Consider the following 19,880-nt stretch of genomic DNA (forward strand, 5'->3'; position numbering starts at 1 on the left):
GCCTGTTAGCTTCCCCGATCTGGCCTTCCGGCTACCCATGGCAGCGGCCATGCAGTAGCCTCTCACTCGGCTCGGTCCAAAATACCGGTCAGGTCACCTGTCGCGGATCAGTCGGCTTATACGGTTGTAGTAGCGAACCAAATCAACCTGTACGAGGGACCCAACCTTTATCTCAATGCCAACTACAACAACACGAGCGTACCGGTGCCGAAGGGGGTCGGATTCGTCTCAGGGCAGCTCTTGTTGACCCAATGATGATCGGGTCGTCTTCGACGGCAACCCGGTGACGGCCGCGGGCGTCTTGGTAGGGCTCGACTTCGCCCTGACTGACATCAGGTCGGCAGTGGTTCAGGAGCGACCAGATGCCCGATGCCGGGCAGTTCGTTCAAGAGCCCTACCGTCCGCGGCAACTGGTGAGCGCGATAGCCCACGCAGCCTAAGATGGTGATGCTCAGCCCAGGCGTTGTCGCAGGCTTCTTCCTCACAGGTTCATGCGACCCTGTCAGCTGCTGTCAATTTTGCGAAACGCGGGGAGAGGGGGTTGACTTCCCCGCCGTGGTGAGGAGCAGCCTGACCAGGCACACCGCCGAATTTTTGAGGAAGCGCGCCCGTGAAGACCTTGTTTGTAACCGCGACTGCGCTGCTGATGCTCTGCACTGCCCCAGCTCTTGCCATGAGCTGCTGCGGAGGTGCCAAGGGGAAGGGCGCAATGATGTGCGGTAAAGGCGGTATGGCGATGAACCAAGCCAAGAAAAGCAGGAAGGGTAGCTGCTGCTGCGACGGTATGAGTGGTGGCAACATGAGCAAGCGTACCTAAGCCGCGTCACGACGCCTCTCTCGCAGTCCGTCGCGAGCATCCTGCTACTTATGTCTCGCAGGGCCTTATCAGGCTCGGGCGACCGGTAGTTCATCCACCTGGGTCGTGTAACGCGGCGTGCGCATCTCGAACTCCGTCGTCCAGGCGCGCCGCTGCCGTTCCAGCCCCGCCCGCGCAGGCAGCACGCTGCCGCGGCCGAAGCGGGCGTCGCAGATATCTATCGCACCCATGAGCCGACCCGCACATTCGCGGTCGAGCCGGCCGATCAGCGCCCGCTGCGAGCCCGCCAGTGGCAGATTGGTGGTCAACATGCGGGAACATGCCCACCATTTTGGCACCGGGTTCGTCGTGGAGATGCGCGGAATATCCGCCTGCGTCCCGCTAAATCGGCCCCCCTCGCAGGGCCGGAAGCGTGACAACCTCATGCCGACCGGGGTGGGTACTTGGTCTCTCGTCACGACAGCTGCCGCGGCCGAGGTGGCCGGGGAGAGATGCCATTCACGCTTGACTGCCGGATCCTGCCACCCCTCGCGTTCCGTCTCGCAAACGACGCTGTCGGAGGCAGGGCCTCGGCTAGGCGCATCTCACGTTGCTCGAGTATGGAACTCTGGCCGGTGTTGCGGGAGCGGTTACCCGTTACCCCGGCGGACGCGGCCGGTTCGGTGTGTGCGGATTGGGCGAATGGTCGGAGCAGGCGAGGGCCGCCCCGCAGAGCGACAGCATGGCGCGCAGATCCTCCACGCAGGCATCCGCCTCCGCGAGCGTGAGCAGCCCGCCGCGCCAGTAAGCGGTACCGGACTTTGCCATGGCGACAACCGCAAACCGACCGTCCGGACAATCGACGATTCTGCATTTCACCGGACGCGTCATCACCTCGACCGTGCAAGTGTTCACGACGCTCCCAAACGCAGCCGCGGAATGGATCGATCCTTCGAGTCCGTGAGTTAGATGTTCACTGTACGGCGGAGCGGACCGGTTCAGGCGCGCCTCTGCCACTCGCTTCGGACAAAGGACGTGGGTTATCGACATGTTGATTGCAGGCGGCCTCGGACCGGTTCGCTCGGACCGCAATAGGAAGGCAGGCGCTGCCAAACTGCCGTTGGCCGTTCAGAAGCATCTCGGTGCGCAGTTGCAGACGTCCTATCTCGATATCGTCGCCACGGATTCACCGCAGCACCTGCTCGATCTCAGCCGGGCCTTGGAAGGGACGCTCGCCTTCCTGGCCAGCGAGCGCAACAAGGCTTTTCGCGAGGGACTCAAGGCGGCGCTCCCCGCCCTGCACGTCTTCGCCCAGTCCCTGGCGGGAAGCCCGGCACGGGCCGATGACCTCGTGCAGGAGACGGTCCTGAAAGCGTGGGCCAATCAGGATCGGTTCATTCCGGGCACCAATCTGAAGGCGTGGCTGTTCACCATCCTCCGCAATTACTTCTACACCGAGCGGCGCAAGCACAGGCGTGAAGTGGAGGACGTGGACGGCGCCATGGCGGCCCGGCTGGTCTCCCTGGCGGCGCAGGAGCACGGATCGGACCTTCAAGTCGTCATGTCTCACATCGCGCAACTGCCTGCCCCCCAGCGCGATGCGCTGCTTCTCGTCGGTGCGCAGGGCCTGACGTACGAGGCGGCCGCGGAGGTCATGGGCTGTCAGACCGGCACGGTGAAGAGCCGAGTGAGTCGTGCCCGCTCCTACTTGGTCGAGCGGCTGGGTGAGCCATCCACCAGATTGCCGGCCTGAGCCTCTTTCTACATTGAAACAAATTGAGTGAAGCGCGGCAGCGATGCAGATCTGCCGCAAACACCGGATGACGTCGTCCGCAATCCGAGGTGGCGCCCAGCTTATTGCGGATCAATGCTGGCCGAGCCTCGTTGTGGGACGGTCGGATACAGTGAAGTTCATAGCTTGAACTGCACGAAACGGCGACGCATGACAGGGCCTGTCTTTCCGCCCTTAGCCCCGCTCCCTATTCGTGCTCATGCCTCGCCATGCGTCGTATCGGATCGTCGAACGCCCTGATGGCCGCTTCGACATCACCGTGACATTGGCCGGGGGCGGCACGCATGTTCGGGAAGGCTTGGCGAGTCCGGCGGACGTGGAAACCGCGCTTGCAATGCTCCGCGACTTGATGACGGCCTGCGATGCCGTCCTTGTCGAGGCGGAGGCGCTCAGCCTCGCTGCGGAATAGGGGCCGAGGGCCGACATCCTGCGCCGCCCACGGCAGGACCTTGGCCTCCGAGCGTGCCCGGTCAGTCGCCGAAAAGGATCTCGAAGGTCAGCGGATCGTAGAAGCGCATCAGGCTTTTCACGAAATCTTTCGCATCGACCCCGAGGGCCTCGGCCCAGATTCGGTACCGGTCCGGGGGGACACGGCCGCGCCCGGTCTCCAGTTGCGAGATGAAGGTGTAATATTCCGCGCCGACCTGCGCGGCCAGCTGCCTCTGCGAGAGGCCGCGCTTCTCTCGAAGTTCCTTCAGAAAACGGCCACCTTCACGGCGCAGTTCCTGCACCTCCTCAGAGCCGAGACGTTGCTGGTGGACATACAAATGGAAGGCTCCCGCCAGCGCTCGAAGGCGACAGCGCCGAATGGTACAGTAATCCCTATATGTCGCTCCACGAGCCGACGTCCAGTTCTCGGCGCGCCTGATTTTCGGCAGGCTCGGCGCCGCTTCTTGGAATACAATAAGCCTGCGCTAAGATTCATGGGTCGGCACGCGATGACGCGGACCGGGGAAGCAGACGGTATGCGGCGGCACGGGTCACATTTTACTGAGGGCGGGTCTCCGGCAGCGGTTTCGGTCCTTCCGGAGCCGATCCGGCAATGGGCGGAATCTGCTTGGCACCCGCAGGCGGGTTGCCTGGACGCAGGAATCGGCACAGGCGTACCGGCGCGCCCGGAGGTGCCATGAGCGACCCTGTGGCCGGGTCCGTCCTGAAGGATGGACTGCGCTCGATTCGTCCCGTTCTGATGACGGTGTTAGTCTTCGCCTTCTTCACGAACCTGCTCCTGTTCGCCGGCCCGCTCTACATGCTGCAGGTCTACGACCGCGTCCTTCTGAGCCGGAACGAGGCGACGCTGTTCGGGATCACGGCGATCGCAGCCTTCGCGCTCGCGGTCTATGCCGCCCTCGAGATGCTGCGTTCGCGCCTGCTGGTGCGGGGCGGGATGATCTTCGATCGGAAGGTCGCCGAACCGGTCTTCGAGATCGTGCACAGGGCCGCGTTGCTCAAGCCGCGAGCCGGGCACGAAGCAACCCTGCGCGACGTCGACGTCCTGCGCGAGTTCCTCACGGGCGGTGCGATTCTGGCGTTCTGCGATCTGCCCTGGGCCTCGCTGTTCCTGATCGCATGCTTCATCCTCCATCCGTGGTTCGGCTGGATGGCGTTGCTCGGGGGCGGCACGCTCCTGGGACTGACGCTGCTCACCGATCTCACGACCCGGCGGCCCCTCGACGTTGCGAGCCAGGTTGCCCGAGAGGCGGGCGAGCAGGCCCGCGCGTCGGTCCGAGGGGGCGAAGTCCTGCGAGCCATGGGCATGCTCGGCGCAATGCGCTCACGATGGCGTCGGCGTCACGATGAGGCGATCCTGCTGCAGGCTCGGGCAAGTGACCGCGCAGGCCTCATCGCTGCGGCGACGAAGTTCACGCGCATGTTTTTGCAGACGATGGTCCTCGGTGTCGGCGCCTATCTCGCCATTCATGGCGAGATCTCGGCCGGCTCGATGATCGCGGCCTCGATCATCATGGGCCGGACGCTGGCGCCCATCGAGGCGGTGGTCGGACATTGGAAGAGTTTCACGGCAGCCCGGAGCAGCCACGCCCGGCTGACGGATATCGTGGCACGCATCGGTCTCGAGCCGCAGCGCGTGATGCTGCCGCGCCCGCGCGGTCGAATCGAGACCGAGAACGTGGTCGTCGCGGCCCCGGGCTCGTCGAGGACCATCCTTCACGACGTCAGCGTGCGGCTGGAGCCCGGCAGCGTTGTCGGGATCATCGGTCCGAGCGCGGCCGGAAAATCGACCCTGGTCCGCGCGATCACGGGCGTCTGGCCCCTCGTCTCCGGCGCGGTGCGCATCGACGGAGCCGACCTCCGGCATTGGGATCCTCAGGCGCTCGGGCGGCATCTTGGATACCTGCCGCAGGATGTCGAATTGTTCGATGGCTCGGTGGCGCAGAATATCGCGCGCTTCGACGTCCAAGACGACGCCGCGGTCGTCTCGGTCGCGCAGCGCGCGGGCTGCCACGACCTGATCCAGGCTTTGCCCGACGGCTACAACACCCGGATCGGCCCGGGCGGGCACGGTCTCTCCGGCGGCCAGCGTCAGCGCATCGCCCTGGCGCGCGCGATGTACGGGGATCCGAGCTTGGTCGTCCTCGACGAGCCGAATGCCAGCCTCGACCAGGCCGGCGAGGCCGCGCTGATGCGGGCGGTGGCGGACCTTCGAGAGCGCGGGACGACCGTCGTCATCGTCACGCACAAGGTGAGCCTGCTGGCTGGCGCCGACCTGATCCTGATGCTGGATGGCGGAACGCTGCACGCCTCAGGCCCGGCGGACCAGATCCTCGCCCAGGTCTCCGGACCCCGCCCGGTTCCGGCGCTGGTCGCGACCGGTGGCCGGCCCATGCCCGAGAACGAGAGGGTGCCCGAAGTCCAGCGCAGCGCGGGCTGAGCCATGAACACGCCTTCCGCCCCGATTCCGATCACGTCGCCCGCCCCTCCCTCGCCGTCACCGGGTCGGATCAGCGAGGACAGCGCCGTCTCTCCGATCGCGTGGCAGCGCTACGCGATCGCCGGCTACGCGCTCATCGTGGCAGCCTTCGGTATCGCCGGTGCCTGGGCGGCCACGGTGCGCCTGGATCGCGCCGTCATCAGCACCGGCGTCATCGTCGCGGAGAGCAGCCGCAAGGTCGTCCAGCACTTCGAAGGCGGCATGGTCCAGGCCGTGCTGGTGCGGGATGGACAGACGGTCCGCGCGGGTGATGTCCTCCTGCGGATCGATCCGGTTCAGTCCCAGGCGAGCGCGGACCTGTTCCGAAATCAGCTCGACGCCGCTCTCGTCCTCGAGGCGCGGCTGCGGGCGGAGCAGGCGCAGTCCGACGACCTGCACTTACCCGCCGACATCGCCGCGCGGCGCGACGAGCCCACCCTCGCGCGCATGATCGGCGATCAGGCTGGGCAGTTGGTGGAACGGAGGACCACGCTCAAGGGGCAACTCGCCCTCATCGAGGCCAAAGTCACCCAGCTGAGGACGGAGATCTCCGGCCTTGCCGTCGAGAAATCCTCGGTCGAGCAGCAAGTCGGCTTCATCCGGCAGGAACTGGAGGGCCTGCGCAGCCTGCACGAGCGCAATCTGATCCCCCTGTCGCGCCTTCTCGTGATGGAGCGCGAGCGCACGCGGCTGGAAGGGGTGATCGGGCGCTCGGTGGCCGAGAGGGCCAAGGCCGAGAACGCCATCAGCGAGGCCGGGCTGCAGATCACCCAATTGAAGCAGAAGCTTCAGGAGACGGTCACAGGCCAGCTTCTCGAAACGCGTCAGAGAATCGGCGAGCTCCGCGAAAAGCTCGTCGTCGCCCAGGACGTGTTCAGGCGTCACGAGGTCCGCGCCTCCCACGACGGCGTCATCCAGGCGCTCAAGGTCGTCGCGACCGGCCAGGTCGTCCGCTCGGGCGAGCCGCTGATGGAGATTGTCCCGACCGCCGACCGGCTCGTGGTCAGCGTGCAATTCTCGCCCAACGACCTCGAAGCCGTCCATGCCGGCATGCGGGCGGAGATCAAGTTTCCGACCTTCCAGGCGCGCCGGACGCCCGCGGCCTTCGGAACGCTCACGGTGGTGTCGCGGGACCGTCTGGTCGACGAGGGCACGAAGCAGGCCTACTTCGCCGGCACCGTCGAGATCGACGAACACCAGCTTCCGGCCGATGTCAGACACCGTCTCCTCGCGGGCTTGCCGGCCGAGGTGGTGGTCTCGGCCGGGGAGCGCACGGCCTTGGAGTATCTGTTCGCGCCCTTCTTCGACGCGATGGGACGCGCCTTTCATGAACGCTAGCGCCGCGCGCGGTCACGCTGCCATGGAAGGCGACGCGATCCGCCGGGGGACGCAACGAGCCGATACGGTGAGAGGACGATGAGCACAGTCATTCCCTTCTTCCGTCCGGCGTCGGCGCGACAAGGCAACTGGTCGCAGCAGGAGCTGGCCGAATTCTACCGCGTCGAGGCAGCCCTCCTCCGGGCCGGGTTCAGCATCGCGAGCGAGCACGGTCTCAGCGACGAGGGGGAGCCGTGGTTCGTCTTCTGCCGGCCGGACGGCGATGCGATCATCCACTTCGCCAAAATCGACGGCAGCTATCTCATCGCCTCGGAGGCTCTGGACCGACCCGTGCGCGGGACGGATTTCCGAACCCTGATCGACCAGATCGCGCGCTTGCATCCGCATCTGCTCCCGATTCCGGCGACGGGGACGGGGACCACGCTCGTGGTTCATCCGGCCGCGCTGCTCGCGGCTCTGGTGGCTGCCGCCGCCTTGAGCCTGTCGTCCGAGGACGCCCATGCGGGGCCGCTCCTGCCGGGCGGCGAAGGCGTATCGGCGCCGCCCGCCTCCGAGGGAGGCGGGCCCGCACAGGGCCAGCCGCAGCCGAAGGCCACCGGCGGATCCGGCGATCGGGACACCGATCGCAAGCAGCTCGAAGCGATCATTCTCTCGGCGATGATCTTCGCAGCCGAGGCGATGGCGGTCGATCACCGCGCCGTGAGCGCGGAGCTGAATCTCGACTTCGCGGACGGGGCGGGCAACGCCTCGAGCCCGACGCCGCAGGGTGATACGACGCTGGCGCCGGGCACCGCGCTCGGCTACGGCCGCGGGGGCGTCTCGGTCCAGCCGGCCGTTCTGACGGCGCAGGGAAGCGGCGCGAATCCCGACCCTCGTCCTCAGTCCGCTTCCGACACGATTGCGGTGTCGAGCCGGGTCGATTCGGCTCCTGTGGCACGGATCGAATTCGCGAGCGAAGCGCCGAAGTCGCCAACCTCGCAGAACCAGCCGCTGGCGCCCGGATTTGGCAGCGATGTCGCGCCGACCGGCACATCGGCCGAGGCGTCCGCCGCCAAATCCGGCGGTCAACAGGCGTCGACTTCGGGGCGCAGCGAGAGCGCGGCGCCCGCATCGGACGAGTCGGGGCCGGCCTCGATCGCCGAGCCCCCCTCCCACGCCCGTCCTGCACATGCCGCATCGTCTGATTCGGCCAATGCCGGAAACGGACCTGCCCGGCCGGTCTCGGGCAATGCCGTGCCCCAGACCGTGACGGACCGGGTACTCCCTGCCGAAGCCTCGCGCGATGACGACGATCGGGGCCACGGCCGGCAAGCTGAGGTTGCCGTCGGAGACAACCCGAAGGCCGATCAGGCGAAGCCTGGAAACGGCCCCGTCAACGCCTTTGGCCGGGATCGCGCATCTCCGGCTGTCCCCGCAGCCGAGGACAATCCGAATCACGAGCAGGCCGGACCCGGCAACAGCCATGCCAGGGACGTCAGCCACGACCGAGGCTCACCGACCGAAGCGGCGGCGGAAAATGGGTCTCAAGCCGAGCGGGACAACTCCGGCAACGGCCGAGCCCGCACCTTCGCTGAAGCCCGAGGGTCGCAAGCTGAAGCTACGCCCGGGAGCAGCCCTCAGGCAGAGCTTTCGCAACCCGGCAAAGGCCACGCCAGCGGCGATGCTTGGGAGGTTCGCTCGTCGGCTCGGGCTGCACATGGAAACGGCTCACAGGTCGAGAAGTCGGGCCGTGGCGGAAGCCCTGCCGACGGCGCCGCCTCTGATCAGAGTTTGCAGGCCGAGGCTACGGCGGAGAGCAATCCGCCGGTGGAGCAGTCTGGAGGTGGCGAAGGCCACCGGAGCAGCGCTGGTCAGGATCGAGGGGCACGGATTGAAAACATGGCCGGCAACAACCCGCCGGCCGAGCAGGCCGATCCAAGCGACAGCCGCCACAGCGGTGTTGATCAAGGTAGAGGCCCGCAGAACGAGGCCGCAACGCGGAACAACCCGCAGCTTGAGCAGGTCAACCCTGGTAAGGGCCATGCCGATGCCACGGGCCAGTCTCGAAAGGCACCGACCGAGGCTGCGATCAAGGATCCGTCGCAGGCCGAGCGAGACCCGCATGTTGAAGGCCAAGCCAGCAGCGCCGGTCCAACTCATCATTCGCCGGCCGCAGCCGCGAGCGATCCGCAGGTCGAGCCAACCGGCCCCACAAGCGGAAGCGGCAAGAAACTCGGTCACGACCGAGGTTCGTCGCCCGAAAGTGCGGCCGGAGATCAACCGGCGACCGATCCTCCCAGCCGCGGCAAAAGCCACGTCAACGACGTTAGCCAAGATAATGAGCCGTCGGTTGGACCTTCGATCGGTGGCGAGCCGCAGGCCGAGCAGGACGTCCCACGTCACGGCCGTTCCGGAGGCATCGGTGAGAACCTGAACCCGCACGCCAAGGCTGCGGCGGGGAACGAGCCGCAGATCGAGCGGTCGGGCGGTCAGGGCAACGGGCGCATCGAGAACTTCGATCAGGACCGAGGCTCACGGAATGAGTCCGTGTCTGGCGGGCGCTTCGAGGCTGAACAAATCGGCCGCGGTGAGGGCCGGGAGCACACCGACGGTCAGGGTTTGCGCCGACCGACCGAGACGTCCTCCGAGAGCGGTGTACATCTCGATCAGGCGGGCGGCGGCAACGGTCACAACGATGGTGGCAGCTCGCACGGTGAGGCTGCTGCGCACCGCAATACGGGCTCAGGCTCTCCTGTTGCGGGCCACGGTCGGACGCCGAGCAATGGCGCCGATCATGGATCTGCCGTGCAGCCTGAAACCAATTCCGGCGGCCCGGACCACCAAGTCGATCGCGTTTCTGGTCACGACCGGGCTCTTGCCGAGGGAGATGGCGATCAGGAGCCGGATGCGCGCGGTCCCGGCGCGATCGATCCGTCCTCAGATCACCGTAGGCCAGAAGCGCCCGGCGAAGCGCGATCAGACGCAGCACCGATCACGAAGGCCCATGCGACGCTTGATCTCGACTCCGCGGCCCATGGACCGACCAAGCTCAGCGCGACCAAACTGCCGGGCGGCGTGCGCGAACCGACCGACGGAGCCGCTCCCGAGCATGCGACCGCGGCCGGTCACGCGTCCGCAACGGCCGATGGTCCGGCTCGGGATCCGACATCGTCCCCCTCCGAACACCCACGGGGCAATTCGATCGGGCATGACTCCGATCACGCCTCGAACGCGGCAGTCTCGGAACTGACGAGCGGGGACGTGTCCGGCACGAGGGAGCACGAATCCTCGCCGAGCGACGTCGCCGTAACGTCGCCGTCGACCGTCCATGTCGGCGGCACCGGGTCTCAAGCGAAGCTTGCGCAGGAAGAGTCAGCGCCGCACGGGCAAAGTGCCGATGGGGAGCCTGCCATTCCCGCGTCGGCCGCCCGTGATCCAGTTTCACAGGATCGGGGAAGCGATCGGGCAGAAGCGGAAAACCCCCTTCGACACGCAGCTTCACCGGCGTCGGACGCTCAGTTTGCGTCGCCGAAGGGTGAGCACGCCGAAGCCGGTCCTGACGGGTCGCATGACGGCGCGGGACCCGTCGTCGATCGCGCGATCCCAGCGGCGGACCCGCAGGCGATGGTTCACGGTGTGGACGAGAATGGCCTGCCCGACCCGTCCGGTGGTCCGAACCGGACGTCGCCACCCGCATCGATTTCGCAGGACGAGACCGCATCGGCCCATTTCGATCGCGGGCAGGTCGATGACGCCCCTTCGGTCAGTGGCCGCGGCGACCGGGAGGCGCCCGGCCAAGCGGCCCATCCGGTCAAGACCGAGCCGCCGACCGAGCCGCCTGTAGAGGTTGAAGCCGGTCTGGCGGACGGGCTTTCACCGAGCGGCCAATCCGGCTCCGAGGCGTCCCACGGGGCGTCTCATGGCGCGTCCGGTCAAACGAAGCCCGGCCGGCCGAGCCCCCCGCCCGCGGCGATCGACGCGGATGGCAATCTCGTGTTCCACACGGACGCCCATCAGGATTCGGTGCCATCGGCTCCTCCTCACGGGCCGGATGAGGCAACGACCCATCACGCGGTCGGCCTGATCGGGGTCTCGGATCAGGCGCATCCAGTCCACGACATGTACCACCACACCTAGGGCCAGATCCGGCCTGATCGCTTCAAGCCGGCGTCTCCAACCGCTTGTCTTGACGCGGGTCTTGCGGACGCACTGACCGCCACTCCCTCGGATCGCGTTCGGGAGAATCCGCCGATGCGCTTCGGCCGCGGCCCCGCTCAGCCGAGGCCGAGGCTTCGGCGGAGCAGGCCGCCGACGGTCGGTGCGAACCGGGCGGCGCGGGCGATGGTGTCGCGCGGCGTCGAGTAGAGGGCTACGACCAGAGCCCGGTACTGCTCCGGCGACGGATCGAGCGAGAGGCCGGCGGGATCCGAGACTGCGTCGATCGCGCCGATGCCTGGAAGGTGCAGGACGAGCGGCACACCCGGTGCGGAGACCGGCTCGCACTCGTCCGCGAGCGTCGCCCGGCCGGGCGAGAGGGTCGCGATGCGGCAGGCACGGGTGGTCCCGCCAGCGTCAATTCGGGCATCTGCGTCGTAGCGGAACGCGAGATCGACGCGTGGGTGCTCGAAGCAGACGAGGAAGCAAATGAAGGTCAGCACCATCGCCACACCGGCCCAGACGAGGTTGAAATAGTCGATATCCGAGATCTCGGCCGGTGCGGTCGGAGCGATGAAGGCCCAGACGATGCTGAACGCGGAGAGCAGGGAGAGGCCGCCGAAGGCCGAAGCCATGCGCCAGCGGACCCGCATCTGGGAGCGGTCACCGCCCTTCTCCGTGACCTTGAACGGTCGGCCGAAGGGGCGGACGGCCGCTTGGATCAGTGTCATGGTGACGGCGAGCGCGCTGATCGCGTGGGTCACCTCCATGAAGATCGGTAGGGTGCGCGAGCGCGAGACCCAGCCGCTATAGGCCCACAGAGCGAAAAGCGGGGGCGCGCCGTATCGCAGGAAGGAGAGCACGTCGGCCTCGAAGGCTGGCAGGCCGGCGAGCCAGTACACTGCCGGGGCCAGCAGCATCAGCACGATGTAGGGCTTGCAGGCCCAGTTCAGCACGCCGTGCAGGAAGTGGATCCGCTGGACCAGGGTATACCCTGGCCCGCGCAGCGGTCCGTCGGCGAGCAGGGCGATCTGAAGCGTCCCGAGGCACCAGCGGGTGCGCTGCGTGATGTATTCCGGAAGGCCCTCGGCCGAGAGGCCCATGCTCAGCCGCTCGTTCAGCCAATGGGTCTCGTAGCCGCGGCGCGACATGCCGAGCGAGAGGTTGAGATCCTCGCAGATCGCCGCATCGGGGAAGCCTCCGATCTCACCGAGCCGGTCGCGGCGCACGATGAATGACGTGCCCACACAGAAGGCCGCGTTCCAGGCGTCCTTTGCCGGCTGGAATACGTCAAAGAAGATGCGCTGGTCGTCGACCCAGCTGTCGGAGACCGCGAGGTTGTGCTGGATCGGATCGGCGTTGAAGAAGAATTGCGGCGATTGGACCACGCCCGCCTTCGGATCGTCGAACAGGCCGACCATGCGTTTGAGGATGTCCGGCTGCGGCGCGAAATCCGCATCGAGCACGAGGATCAGGGGCGCGTTGCTCCGCTCCGCGGTGTGGCGCAGGGCGTTGTTGAGGTTGCCGGCCTTGGCCCCCTTGTTGTCCGGTCGCGTGATGTAGCGGGCGCCGACCTCCTCGCAATATTCGCGCAACCACTCGCGGCGGGTGTCGTCGCAGACCCAGACGGTCTTGGGTCCGTAATCGATAGCGAACGATGGCAGGATCGACTTCTCCACGACCTCGCGCGGTTCGTTGTAGGTGCAGATGAAGATGTCGACGGCCGGCCATTCGCCGCTCGCCTCGCGGCGCACCTGTGCCGCGTCGGCCTCCGCAGAGCGGTCCTTGAACCGCAGCAGGATCACCACCGAGAGCAGGGTATAGACCACCGCCACCATTTCGGCGGCGAAGAACAGGTAGGACCAGAGGGCCCCGGTCTCGGGGGTCAGCGGCGGCAGCGTGTCGCTCCAGCGCCAGCGGGCGTAGGTGGCGATGAGCGCGGCCGTCAACCCTCCGAACAGAAGGCGATCGAACGCGCGCTCCGGACGCAGCAGGCCCGCGAGAGCGAAAAGCCCGAGCGCGATGCCGAAGGAGAGAGCGAGCACGGAGGCCGCGTCGCCGGGGGAGGGAAACATCATCGGACGCGGCCTCCTGTGAAAGGGTTGTGGCCAAGCGCCGCCAGCGCGGCCCATGCCGTCGCGCCGAGATGCGGACGGCGGAAGTAGAAGAAGTCGTCCTGCGTGCTTGTCGGCCCGATCCGCAGGCCGGTCGTCAGCCGGGCCTCGCGGCTCGCGTAGAGCCAGCCCGAGGGCGCCCGCTGACCCGCAAGGGTCTGCAGGAGGGCCTCCGCCGCGGCATCGTCCCGGACGGAGCGGTAGCTCAGCGCCGCCTGAGCTGTCCCCTCGACCCAGAGACCGTCGCGGTCGTCGTTGAAGTCGAACCCGCCCGGCACGCTCAACCGTGCGGTCGCGCAGGACAGAGCGCGCCGCCATGCCTCCGGCGGGTCGGCGACCCCGAGCAGCGGCCAGAGTTGCGTGTCGAGGGCGACGGCCTCGACGCCGCGCATGCGGCCCTCGACATCGGTTCCCATCCGGAAGCAGCCGGCCTGCCCATCGAAAGCGGCGTCCAGGAATGCCCGCGCCGAACCTGCCATAGCGAGGTCATCCGGCTTGCCGAGCCGCATCCCGAGAGCGACGATGTCGAGGTTGTGCTCCGTCGAGGCCCAGCCCAGCGGAGCCTGTTCCGGATCGTAGCCGTCGAGCCCGCCGGTGAAGCCGGGAGCATCGTGGCGAGCCGTCCGCGCTCGAATCCAGGCCGCGAGACGGGTCGCTCCTATCCCGAAGCGCGGGTCCTGCGTCGCGTCGCGCAGATTGATGAGCGCGAGACCGACCCAGGCGACGTTGCCGGTCGCCGTACCGGCCTGATAGCGATCCTCAGACCAGCGCTTGTTCGCGGCATCCCACCAGCCTGGGAGCAGGACGGGACGCTCGCGCACAGGGCCGGCGCGGTAGGCATTGCGCACCCGGCCGTCCTCGAAGGTGCGGTCGCTCTCGATCGCCGCGAGGAACGCTTCGCCGATCTGACGGGCGCGACGCAGGTCCCCGCAGGCCGAGAGTGCCGTGGCAGCCAAGGCGTTGTCGTAGGAGAAAGCGGTGCTGCGAAGCGGCAGCGGGACCTCCTTCTCGTCCGGACTGGGCTCGTAGCTTGCGAGGAAGGCGGGTTCCCCATCGGGCGCAGTCATCTCGACGGCACCGGACAGGGCGCGGCACAGCTCTCGGCCGAGATCATCGGCTTTGCCAGGGGTCGACATCCCCAGCGCGAGAGCGAGCGCGGCGGCGACCGCCCTCAGCTGCGTGCCTCCTGCGCCGTGCGATCGATCCGCCTCGGAGCCTCACTCTGGAAGGAGTTCGGCCGCGCCGGCGGGAGGGGCGGCATCGAAATGCGGCGCTGAAGCGTGACGTCGGCAGGCTGCTGCCCCGTGCTTGAGGGATGGGTCGGAGTCGGGACCAATCGATTGGTCGCGGCCTGCTCGCCGGATGAATCGGACATGTTGGTCGGCGCCTCAGCGGAGTGGTCGGATGCGCCGGCCCCCGATTGCTTCTCGGATCGCTCCCCGCCAACGGCTGCGCTCGCCGGAGGCTGTCCGCTGTCCGGTCGCACGGGGATGTTGTGACCGACCTTCGCGGGGCCAGCGACATCCGCACCCGTGGAGACGACCTGTTTCAGAACGTCGCTTGCGGAGGAGACGAAGGACCGGGTGTGGTCGACGACGTTTGACGCGAGATCGGGTGCGGCGGCCGCGACCTTCGTCACGAGCCCGCTCGCGCCGTCTTCGAGATCGCGCCAAACGACGGATGTCGACGGCACCCAGCCCGAGTCCCGCGTGACCGTCACCCAACGCCCGACGCCGCAAGCCGCCTCGACCGGACTCTCGGACCTTGCAGCGCTGGCCGGGAGCGGCTCGGGCTTGACCAGGACGTAGAGCTCGCGCCGCTCCGTCTGCGGGAACGGGACCGCGTAGGTCGCGTCGACCGTGTCGCTGGTCTTGGGCAGGATCTCGGTCACGATGCCTCGACGAGGCTCGACGGATCCACCAGAAATCGTGACCGCGCTTCCGACCTGGAGGTTCTGGCCCTGGCGGTAAGAGAAGATGGCGACGACGAAACTGCGCTCGCAATCCACGACGGAGGCGAGGCTGTCGCCGGCTCCGACATGCCGCCCGGTCGTGGCGCTGACGTTGTAGACAACGCCCTTGGCCGAAGCCTTGATCTCGGAGGTCGTCAACCGGTCGAGGCGCTGGTCCTCCCGCGTCAGCAAGGCCTGCTGATCGGCCATCGCAGCCTTCAGCTCCCTCTCCTCAATTGCGAGGCGCTGCGTGTCATAGGTGATGGAGAGCTGCTTCTGCGAGAGGTCGGCGAGGCTGCGCAGTTCGTCGCCCAGGAACAGCCCACGAGTCAGTCCATCGAGCTGAACCGTCTTCTGATTGAGCTTGGCCTCTGCCGCCTTCTTCTCCTGGATCGCGGCATTGAAGGCTTGCGTCGTCGACTTCACCATGTCGGGGCTCGCCACGTCGCGAGCGACCATGCCGACCTGACGCTCCATCAGCACCCGCTTCTCCTCGCCCGATGCGTTGGCCGAGGCGATCTTGGCCCTGAGCTCCTCGACCTGCGCCCGGAGAACCTGCGTCATCTGAGCGGACTGATCCCGGATCGCCCGGTCGAGGGCAGCGAGGTAGGCCTCGTTCGAGGTTCGCTTGTTCTCGGCGGCCAGCGCGCGCTCCCGCAATTCGGAAACCCGTCCGGCAAGCTGGATCGCCGTGGCGCGATCAAGACGGTCGTTGGTGATCTGGGCCACCAGCGAACCGGGCTCGACGCTGTCCCCGGCAGCGACCGGGATCGCCCCGATATCGCCCGCGATCGGGGCCGTGAGCAGGGTGATCGGGGCGTTGACCACCGCGCGATCGGACTGGTCCGCCACCAGGGGAGGAAGAACCGAGGTACCGATCAGGATCGCCAGAACCGAGGCAAGACCGACGCTCGACACGCGGACGAGCCGGCCATGGCGGTGCTCGGGCGCAGACGTGAGGGTAGGCTGTGACAAGAGGCCAACTCCAGGCGCGTGGAATGGGTCGCTCTGCGGACTGCAACCATTCGGATCACCGACCGTGCGACGCCCCCTGAATTGCTGCGGTGCCGAAAGGGTTGCGAAAATTTTTCATCAATTTGCAGCGAACGCGGCAATTCAAGAATATATTCTGGCATGAACAACGCCCGCACAGCGTATACGTAAATCCAATTGACGGTTGCAGTGCGGTCGATTGACGGAAATATGGCAGAAATGCAGTCATATTTGCTCAATTTCCTGTGAGATGGGGTGCTGGGTGCAAAGATCGATTGCAGGATGGTACCCTGCGGTACTTTGCGCAGGGCAAAGTAGGCGGCCATCGCGAGGCTCGTGGCGCGGTGAGCCGCCCGATAGCAGCAAGCGGACCGAGTTCCACCATTCAGTCACGCGCTCCAGCGTCGGCCGGGTCGACGACGTGAACTTCAGCGTCGGCACTGCGATCCGGCGCTCGGTCACGCTGCACGCCCTACTGCCGGTCGTACTGAGCCTGGTGCCGGCCTAGCGGAGCGACCGCTACATCCTGATGCGCGACGACATCGTCAGGATCGACCCGGATACCTACCAGGTCGTGGACGTGATCCAGGGCTGAGCGAAGTCGGAGCCGCGGGCGGAACCGGACGGTCCCGCCCACGGAGCAGCGGCGTGGTCATTCGGGATCGACTCGCTGTCGTCCGTGACGACATCTTCGGCCCGGTCGGGGGTTGGATAACCGGCGCATCCTCGAACGGGCGAGCGGCAACGAGGGCGATCGAGCGCTGGGCCGGCTCGAAGGGCATCGTGGCCGACCCGGAGACGACCAGCCCCGCCATGCTCCTCAGATCTGAGGGCTGGCACGGGTCCAGGACACAAGCCCAAGGCAGGTTCCTTTAAGGTATATCTCTGGATCCGGACACGCCCAACAAAACGTTCTTCGAATGCAGACCGTTCCGAACGAGCAAGTACGTTGCTCAATGGGTTCGCGTACGCCGCTTCTTCGTCGCTCGTACATCACCATTTCCTGCGTCAACAGACGCGGCGGAACGGTTTAGGTCGTCAGAACGTCTCTCGTGACCTGTCCTCGCGCCATGCGGCGCATTGGTTCGAGAGCATGCTCGCCACCACTCACCTCGCCCTCATCAATGTCTTCACCGGCGACATCCAAGGAGGCCTTGGCCCGTTCCTGGGCACCTGGCTCGCTCAGACTGGAGGCTGGTCGCCTGCGCGTGTCGGGTTCGTCACGACACTGGTAGGGGTCAGCGCCCTGTTCCTGAGCGGGCCTGCCGGAGCCGTTGTCGACCGGATCGGGCGGCCCCGCTTGCTCATCGCCGCCGCCTGTGCTGCCATCCTCGCGGGCACGTTGCTCATCCTGCCAGCCACGTCCTTCCCGGCCGTGTTCGCCGCCCAAATGGTCGCCGCCGCCGGCGGTGTGCTGCTGTTGCCTGCTATCACAGAACTCACCCTCGGCATCGTCGGCAAGGACCGCTTTCCTAAGCAACAGGGCCGTAACCAGGCCTACAACCATCTCGGCATCCTGATCGCTGCCGGCCTGATCAGTTTCGGAACCGCTTATTTCGGGGCGGCCGTGGCCTTTTGGGTGCTCGGCGCCATGGCGGTGCTGGCCATCGTTGCGACGCTGACGACGCCGGGCCACTGCTACAACGGGCGCCGCGCCGTCGGCTGGAAGGAAGATGACCCAGACGACAAGCCGGAGCGCGCGACGACCCGCAGCGTGCTCTCGAACCGCAAGCTGATGGTGCTGGCGGTAGCGCTCGCCCTGTTCAACCTCGGCAACGGTGGGATGTTGACCCTGCTCGGCCAGAAACTCGTCGCCGCCGGAAGCGACGCAACGGCCTGGACTGCCCGCTACGTCATGGTGGCGCAGTTGGTGATGATTCCGGTGGCGCTATTTGCGGGCTCGCTCGCCGACAAGCGCGGTCGTCGCAAGCTCCTATTGGTCGCACTGGCGGTGCTGCCCGTGCGCGCAGCCCTGTCCGCCTTCATCGACGACCCAGTCTGGCTGATCTCGGCCGAGATCCTCGATGGAGTGGCTTCCGGCATCGTCGGCGTGGCCGTACCGGTGGTGGTGGCCGACCTCACCTGGGGCTCAGGCCGAACCCAGACGGCGCTTGGCACTGTCAACGCGGTACAGGGCATCGGCGGCGCGCTTTCGGCCTGGTACGGCGGCCTAGCCCAATCCGTTCTCGGCTGGAGTGGCTCGTTCCTGGCGCTTGGGGCACCTGCCCTGATCGCGCTCGCCCTCGTCATCTGGCTTGATGCAACCTCGGAGCCCGGTCGTCGAACCCAGCGGCGCGAGCGCCTAGCCGCCAGCCTGAAGCCCGCCTGACGCCTCGGGTGAATGCCGGTGCATCATCGAACGCCACTCTGGCCCGCACGCCGAGCGTCGGATGGAGCTCGCGCCTCAACGCTAGCCATGCATCGCATGCATTGCTCTCCTGGAGAACGATTTCCGTGCTTTGACCGTTGCAGACCCCTCCCGTTGCCCGAGCCTCTGGCCGCCCAGCGAGCGGCCGGTGCGAAAGGAGAAGGAGTATGGCGTCGCTGCTGGACTACGAACACGGCGATCGCCGGACGGCAGAGTTCCACCGCGGCTTCACACATGGAGCACAGGCTCAGTTCGACGTGGCAAGCGGCCATCGCTCCGCGGATCACGCGAGCCTGCTGCGAGATTGGCTGATCCGGTCGGTGCGGGACTGGACCGCCAGACCCGGCGAGGCCGGGGAGCCGCCACCCCCCTCGTGGCTGCAACCGTCATGACTGCATCCCCGCAGAAACAGGATGACCTTGCGACCGACGAAGGCCGGCACGCCTCCGAGGCGGCGGGCCGGGCGCAGCTGGAACGGGCGCTCGAACGGCGGAGCCCTGCGGAGCGCTCCGACTTTTGGAAAGCCGTGGACCACCTCTACACTTTCGTCGAGCCCCACTCTCAGGGTGATTCCATGACGCCAACAGCCCCAGGAGAGCCCACACATTTCAAGGCGTCGGCGTCGCGCGCCTTCACCTTCTTCGCGGGCAAAGTGGCCAAGTGGGCTGGCCATCCCCTCGCTTTTGCGCTGGGAACCGCCGTCGTCGTCGGCTGGGCCGGCACTGGCCCATTCTTCGGCTACTCGGAAACGTGGCAGCTCGTCATCAACACGGGCACCACCATCGTGACGTTTCTGATGGTGTTCCTGATCCAAAACTCGCAGAACCGCGACGGGGCGGCCATCCAAGCCAAGCTCGACGAACTCATCCGGGCCAGCGCCGCTCAAAACCGCTACATCGGTATCGAGAACCTTACCGAGGAAGAACTCTACGAGTTGCGACAGCGCTGCGAGACGTGCGCCATGGCCGAGCGCTTGGACGATGCTCGCGAGGCGGCCGACGAGGCCGAGGCCAGAGCGCGGGACCGAGCGAGGATGGCGGCGGAACGGTTCGGCTAGATTGGCGCCACCTTCACCGGCCGGAAGCATGTGGGTGCTCCCGAGGCGATGAAATTGCTGACCGATGCCTCCCTCGGTCAACAGGTCGAGGCCGACGTCTACGTTTCTTCCTTTAGGCAGGTCGTTGAGGCATGCTTTGAGGCTGCGGCAGACGCATCTGATACCGTCACTCGAGCGGCTCGAGTTCGGATGAGCACGAGCGTTTATCTTAAGTATTTCTATGACTATATCGTCTTTCTGCCCGCGCCTGGGATCAACTTCCCGGGCGAATGCGGCTTTTCCTCTGCTTCCGGAGTAATTCTGGCGTAGGGACACGCTGTGCAGGACGGCTTCGCAGTGCGTGAGGCAGAAATTCGGCACCGTCCCGTGCGGCGGGAGGTGGCAGCGCTCAGCGAAATTCTCCGCTGT

Annotated in this window: 14 protein-coding genes; 8 read left to right on the forward strand and 6 right to left on the reverse strand. The window is 66.7% G+C overall.

The genetic code is table 11. The features are described 5' to 3' along the window. Positions 1-885: 885 nt before the first annotated feature. Together ABS772_RS17675 and ABS772_RS17680 are read right to left on the reverse strand one after the other, a co-directional pair. Positions 886-1,128: a DUF4113 domain-containing protein gene (locus ABS772_RS17675; protein ID WP_350396105.1), complete on the reverse strand. Its 243-nt coding sequence runs from the start codon at positions 1,126-1,128 to the stop codon at positions 886-888. Between the two features lie 325 nt (positions 1,129-1,453). Continuing rightward, entirely contained in the window at positions 1,454-1,624 is a 171-nt protein-coding gene (locus ABS772_RS17680; protein ID WP_350396106.1) for a hypothetical protein, read from the reverse strand. 220 nt (positions 1,625-1,844) lie between these two features. On the opposite strand from ABS772_RS17680, the gene ABS772_RS17685 reads away from it, so the two are divergent. Next, positions 1,845-2,549, forward strand: coding sequence for a sigma-70 family RNA polymerase sigma factor (locus ABS772_RS17685; protein ID WP_350396107.1), 705 nt, complete (start codon positions 1,845-1,847; stop codon positions 2,547-2,549). Between the two features lie 238 nt (positions 2,550-2,787). After that, positions 2,788-2,997: a hypothetical protein gene (locus ABS772_RS17690; RefSeq protein WP_350396235.1), complete on the forward strand. Its 210-nt coding sequence runs from the start codon at positions 2,788-2,790 to the stop codon at positions 2,995-2,997. Positions 2,998-3,058: 61 nt separating this feature from the next. On the opposite strand, the gene ABS772_RS17695 is transcribed toward ABS772_RS17690, so the two are convergent. Next, positions 3,059-3,355, reverse strand: coding sequence for a helix-turn-helix domain-containing protein (locus tag ABS772_RS17695; RefSeq protein WP_141952928.1), 297 nt, complete (start codon positions 3,353-3,355; stop codon positions 3,059-3,061). A 359-nt stretch (positions 3,356-3,714) separates the two neighbouring features. Between ABS772_RS17695 and ABS772_RS17700 the strand changes: the two genes are divergently transcribed. From ABS772_RS17700 to ABS772_RS17710, 3 genes are all read left to right on the forward strand, one after another. Continuing rightward, positions 3,715-5,478 carry a type I secretion system permease/ATPase gene (locus ABS772_RS17700; RefSeq protein WP_350396109.1) on the forward strand — a complete coding sequence of 588 codons (1,764 nt, stop codon included), beginning with the start codon at positions 3,715-3,717 and terminating at the stop codon, positions 5,476-5,478. A gap of 3 nt (positions 5,479-5,481) precedes the next feature. Continuing rightward, positions 5,482-6,855 (forward strand): HlyD family type I secretion periplasmic adaptor subunit, encoded by a 1,374-nt coding sequence (locus ABS772_RS17705; protein ID WP_350396110.1) that lies wholly within the window; start codon positions 5,482-5,484, stop codon positions 6,853-6,855. A 78-nt stretch (positions 6,856-6,933) separates the two neighbouring features. Further along, positions 6,934-10,971: a hypothetical protein gene (locus ABS772_RS17710; RefSeq protein ID WP_350396112.1), complete on the forward strand. Its 4,038-nt coding sequence runs from the start codon at positions 6,934-6,936 to the stop codon at positions 10,969-10,971. Positions 10,972-11,108: 137 nt separating this feature from the next. On the opposite strand, the gene ABS772_RS17715 is transcribed toward ABS772_RS17710, so the two are convergent. Genes ABS772_RS17715 through ABS772_RS17725 form a run of 3 tightly spaced genes read right to left on the reverse strand, consistent with a single transcriptional unit; the run spans position 11,109 to position 16,029 of the window. Further along, positions 11,109-13,067 carry a glycosyltransferase family 2 protein gene (locus tag ABS772_RS17715; RefSeq protein WP_350396113.1) on the reverse strand — a complete coding sequence of 653 codons (1,959 nt, stop codon included), beginning with the start codon at positions 13,065-13,067 and terminating at the stop codon, positions 11,109-11,111. Continuing rightward, positions 13,064-14,239 (reverse strand): hypothetical protein, encoded by a 1,176-nt coding sequence (locus tag ABS772_RS17720; RefSeq protein WP_350396114.1) that lies wholly within the window; start codon positions 14,237-14,239, stop codon positions 13,064-13,066. Before ABS772_RS17720 ends, ABS772_RS17715 begins: the two co-directional genes overlap by 4 nt. Positions 14,240-14,274: 35 nt before the next feature. Beyond that, positions 14,275-16,029, reverse strand: a complete 1,755-nt coding sequence (locus ABS772_RS17725; RefSeq protein ID WP_350396115.1) for an HlyD family secretion protein — start codon at positions 16,027-16,029, stop codon at positions 14,275-14,277. Positions 16,030-17,140: 1,111 nt separating this feature from the next. Between ABS772_RS17725 and ABS772_RS17730 the strand changes: the two genes are divergently transcribed. From ABS772_RS17730 to ABS772_RS17740, 3 genes are all read left to right on the forward strand, one after another. Next, positions 17,141-18,376 carry an MFS transporter gene (locus ABS772_RS17730; protein WP_350396236.1) on the forward strand — a complete coding sequence of 412 codons (1,236 nt, stop codon included), beginning with the start codon at positions 17,141-17,143 and terminating at the stop codon, positions 18,374-18,376. Positions 18,377-18,989: 613 nt separating this feature from the next. Next, complete coding sequence (locus ABS772_RS17735; protein WP_350396237.1) at positions 18,990-19,472, forward strand: low affinity iron permease family protein; 483 nt, start codon at positions 18,990-18,992, stop codon at positions 19,470-19,472. A gap of 48 nt (positions 19,473-19,520) precedes the next feature. After that, the gene (locus ABS772_RS17740; RefSeq protein ID WP_350396116.1) at positions 19,521-19,781 is read left to right on the forward strand and encodes a hypothetical protein; all 261 of its coding nucleotides are present in this window, start codon (positions 19,521-19,523) and stop codon (positions 19,779-19,781) included. Positions 19,782-19,880 lie beyond the last annotated feature (99 nt).

It is taken from the genome of Methylorubrum podarium, assembly GCF_040270385.1.
GTDB lineage: Bacteria > Pseudomonadota > Alphaproteobacteria > Rhizobiales > Beijerinckiaceae > Methylobacterium > Methylobacterium podarium.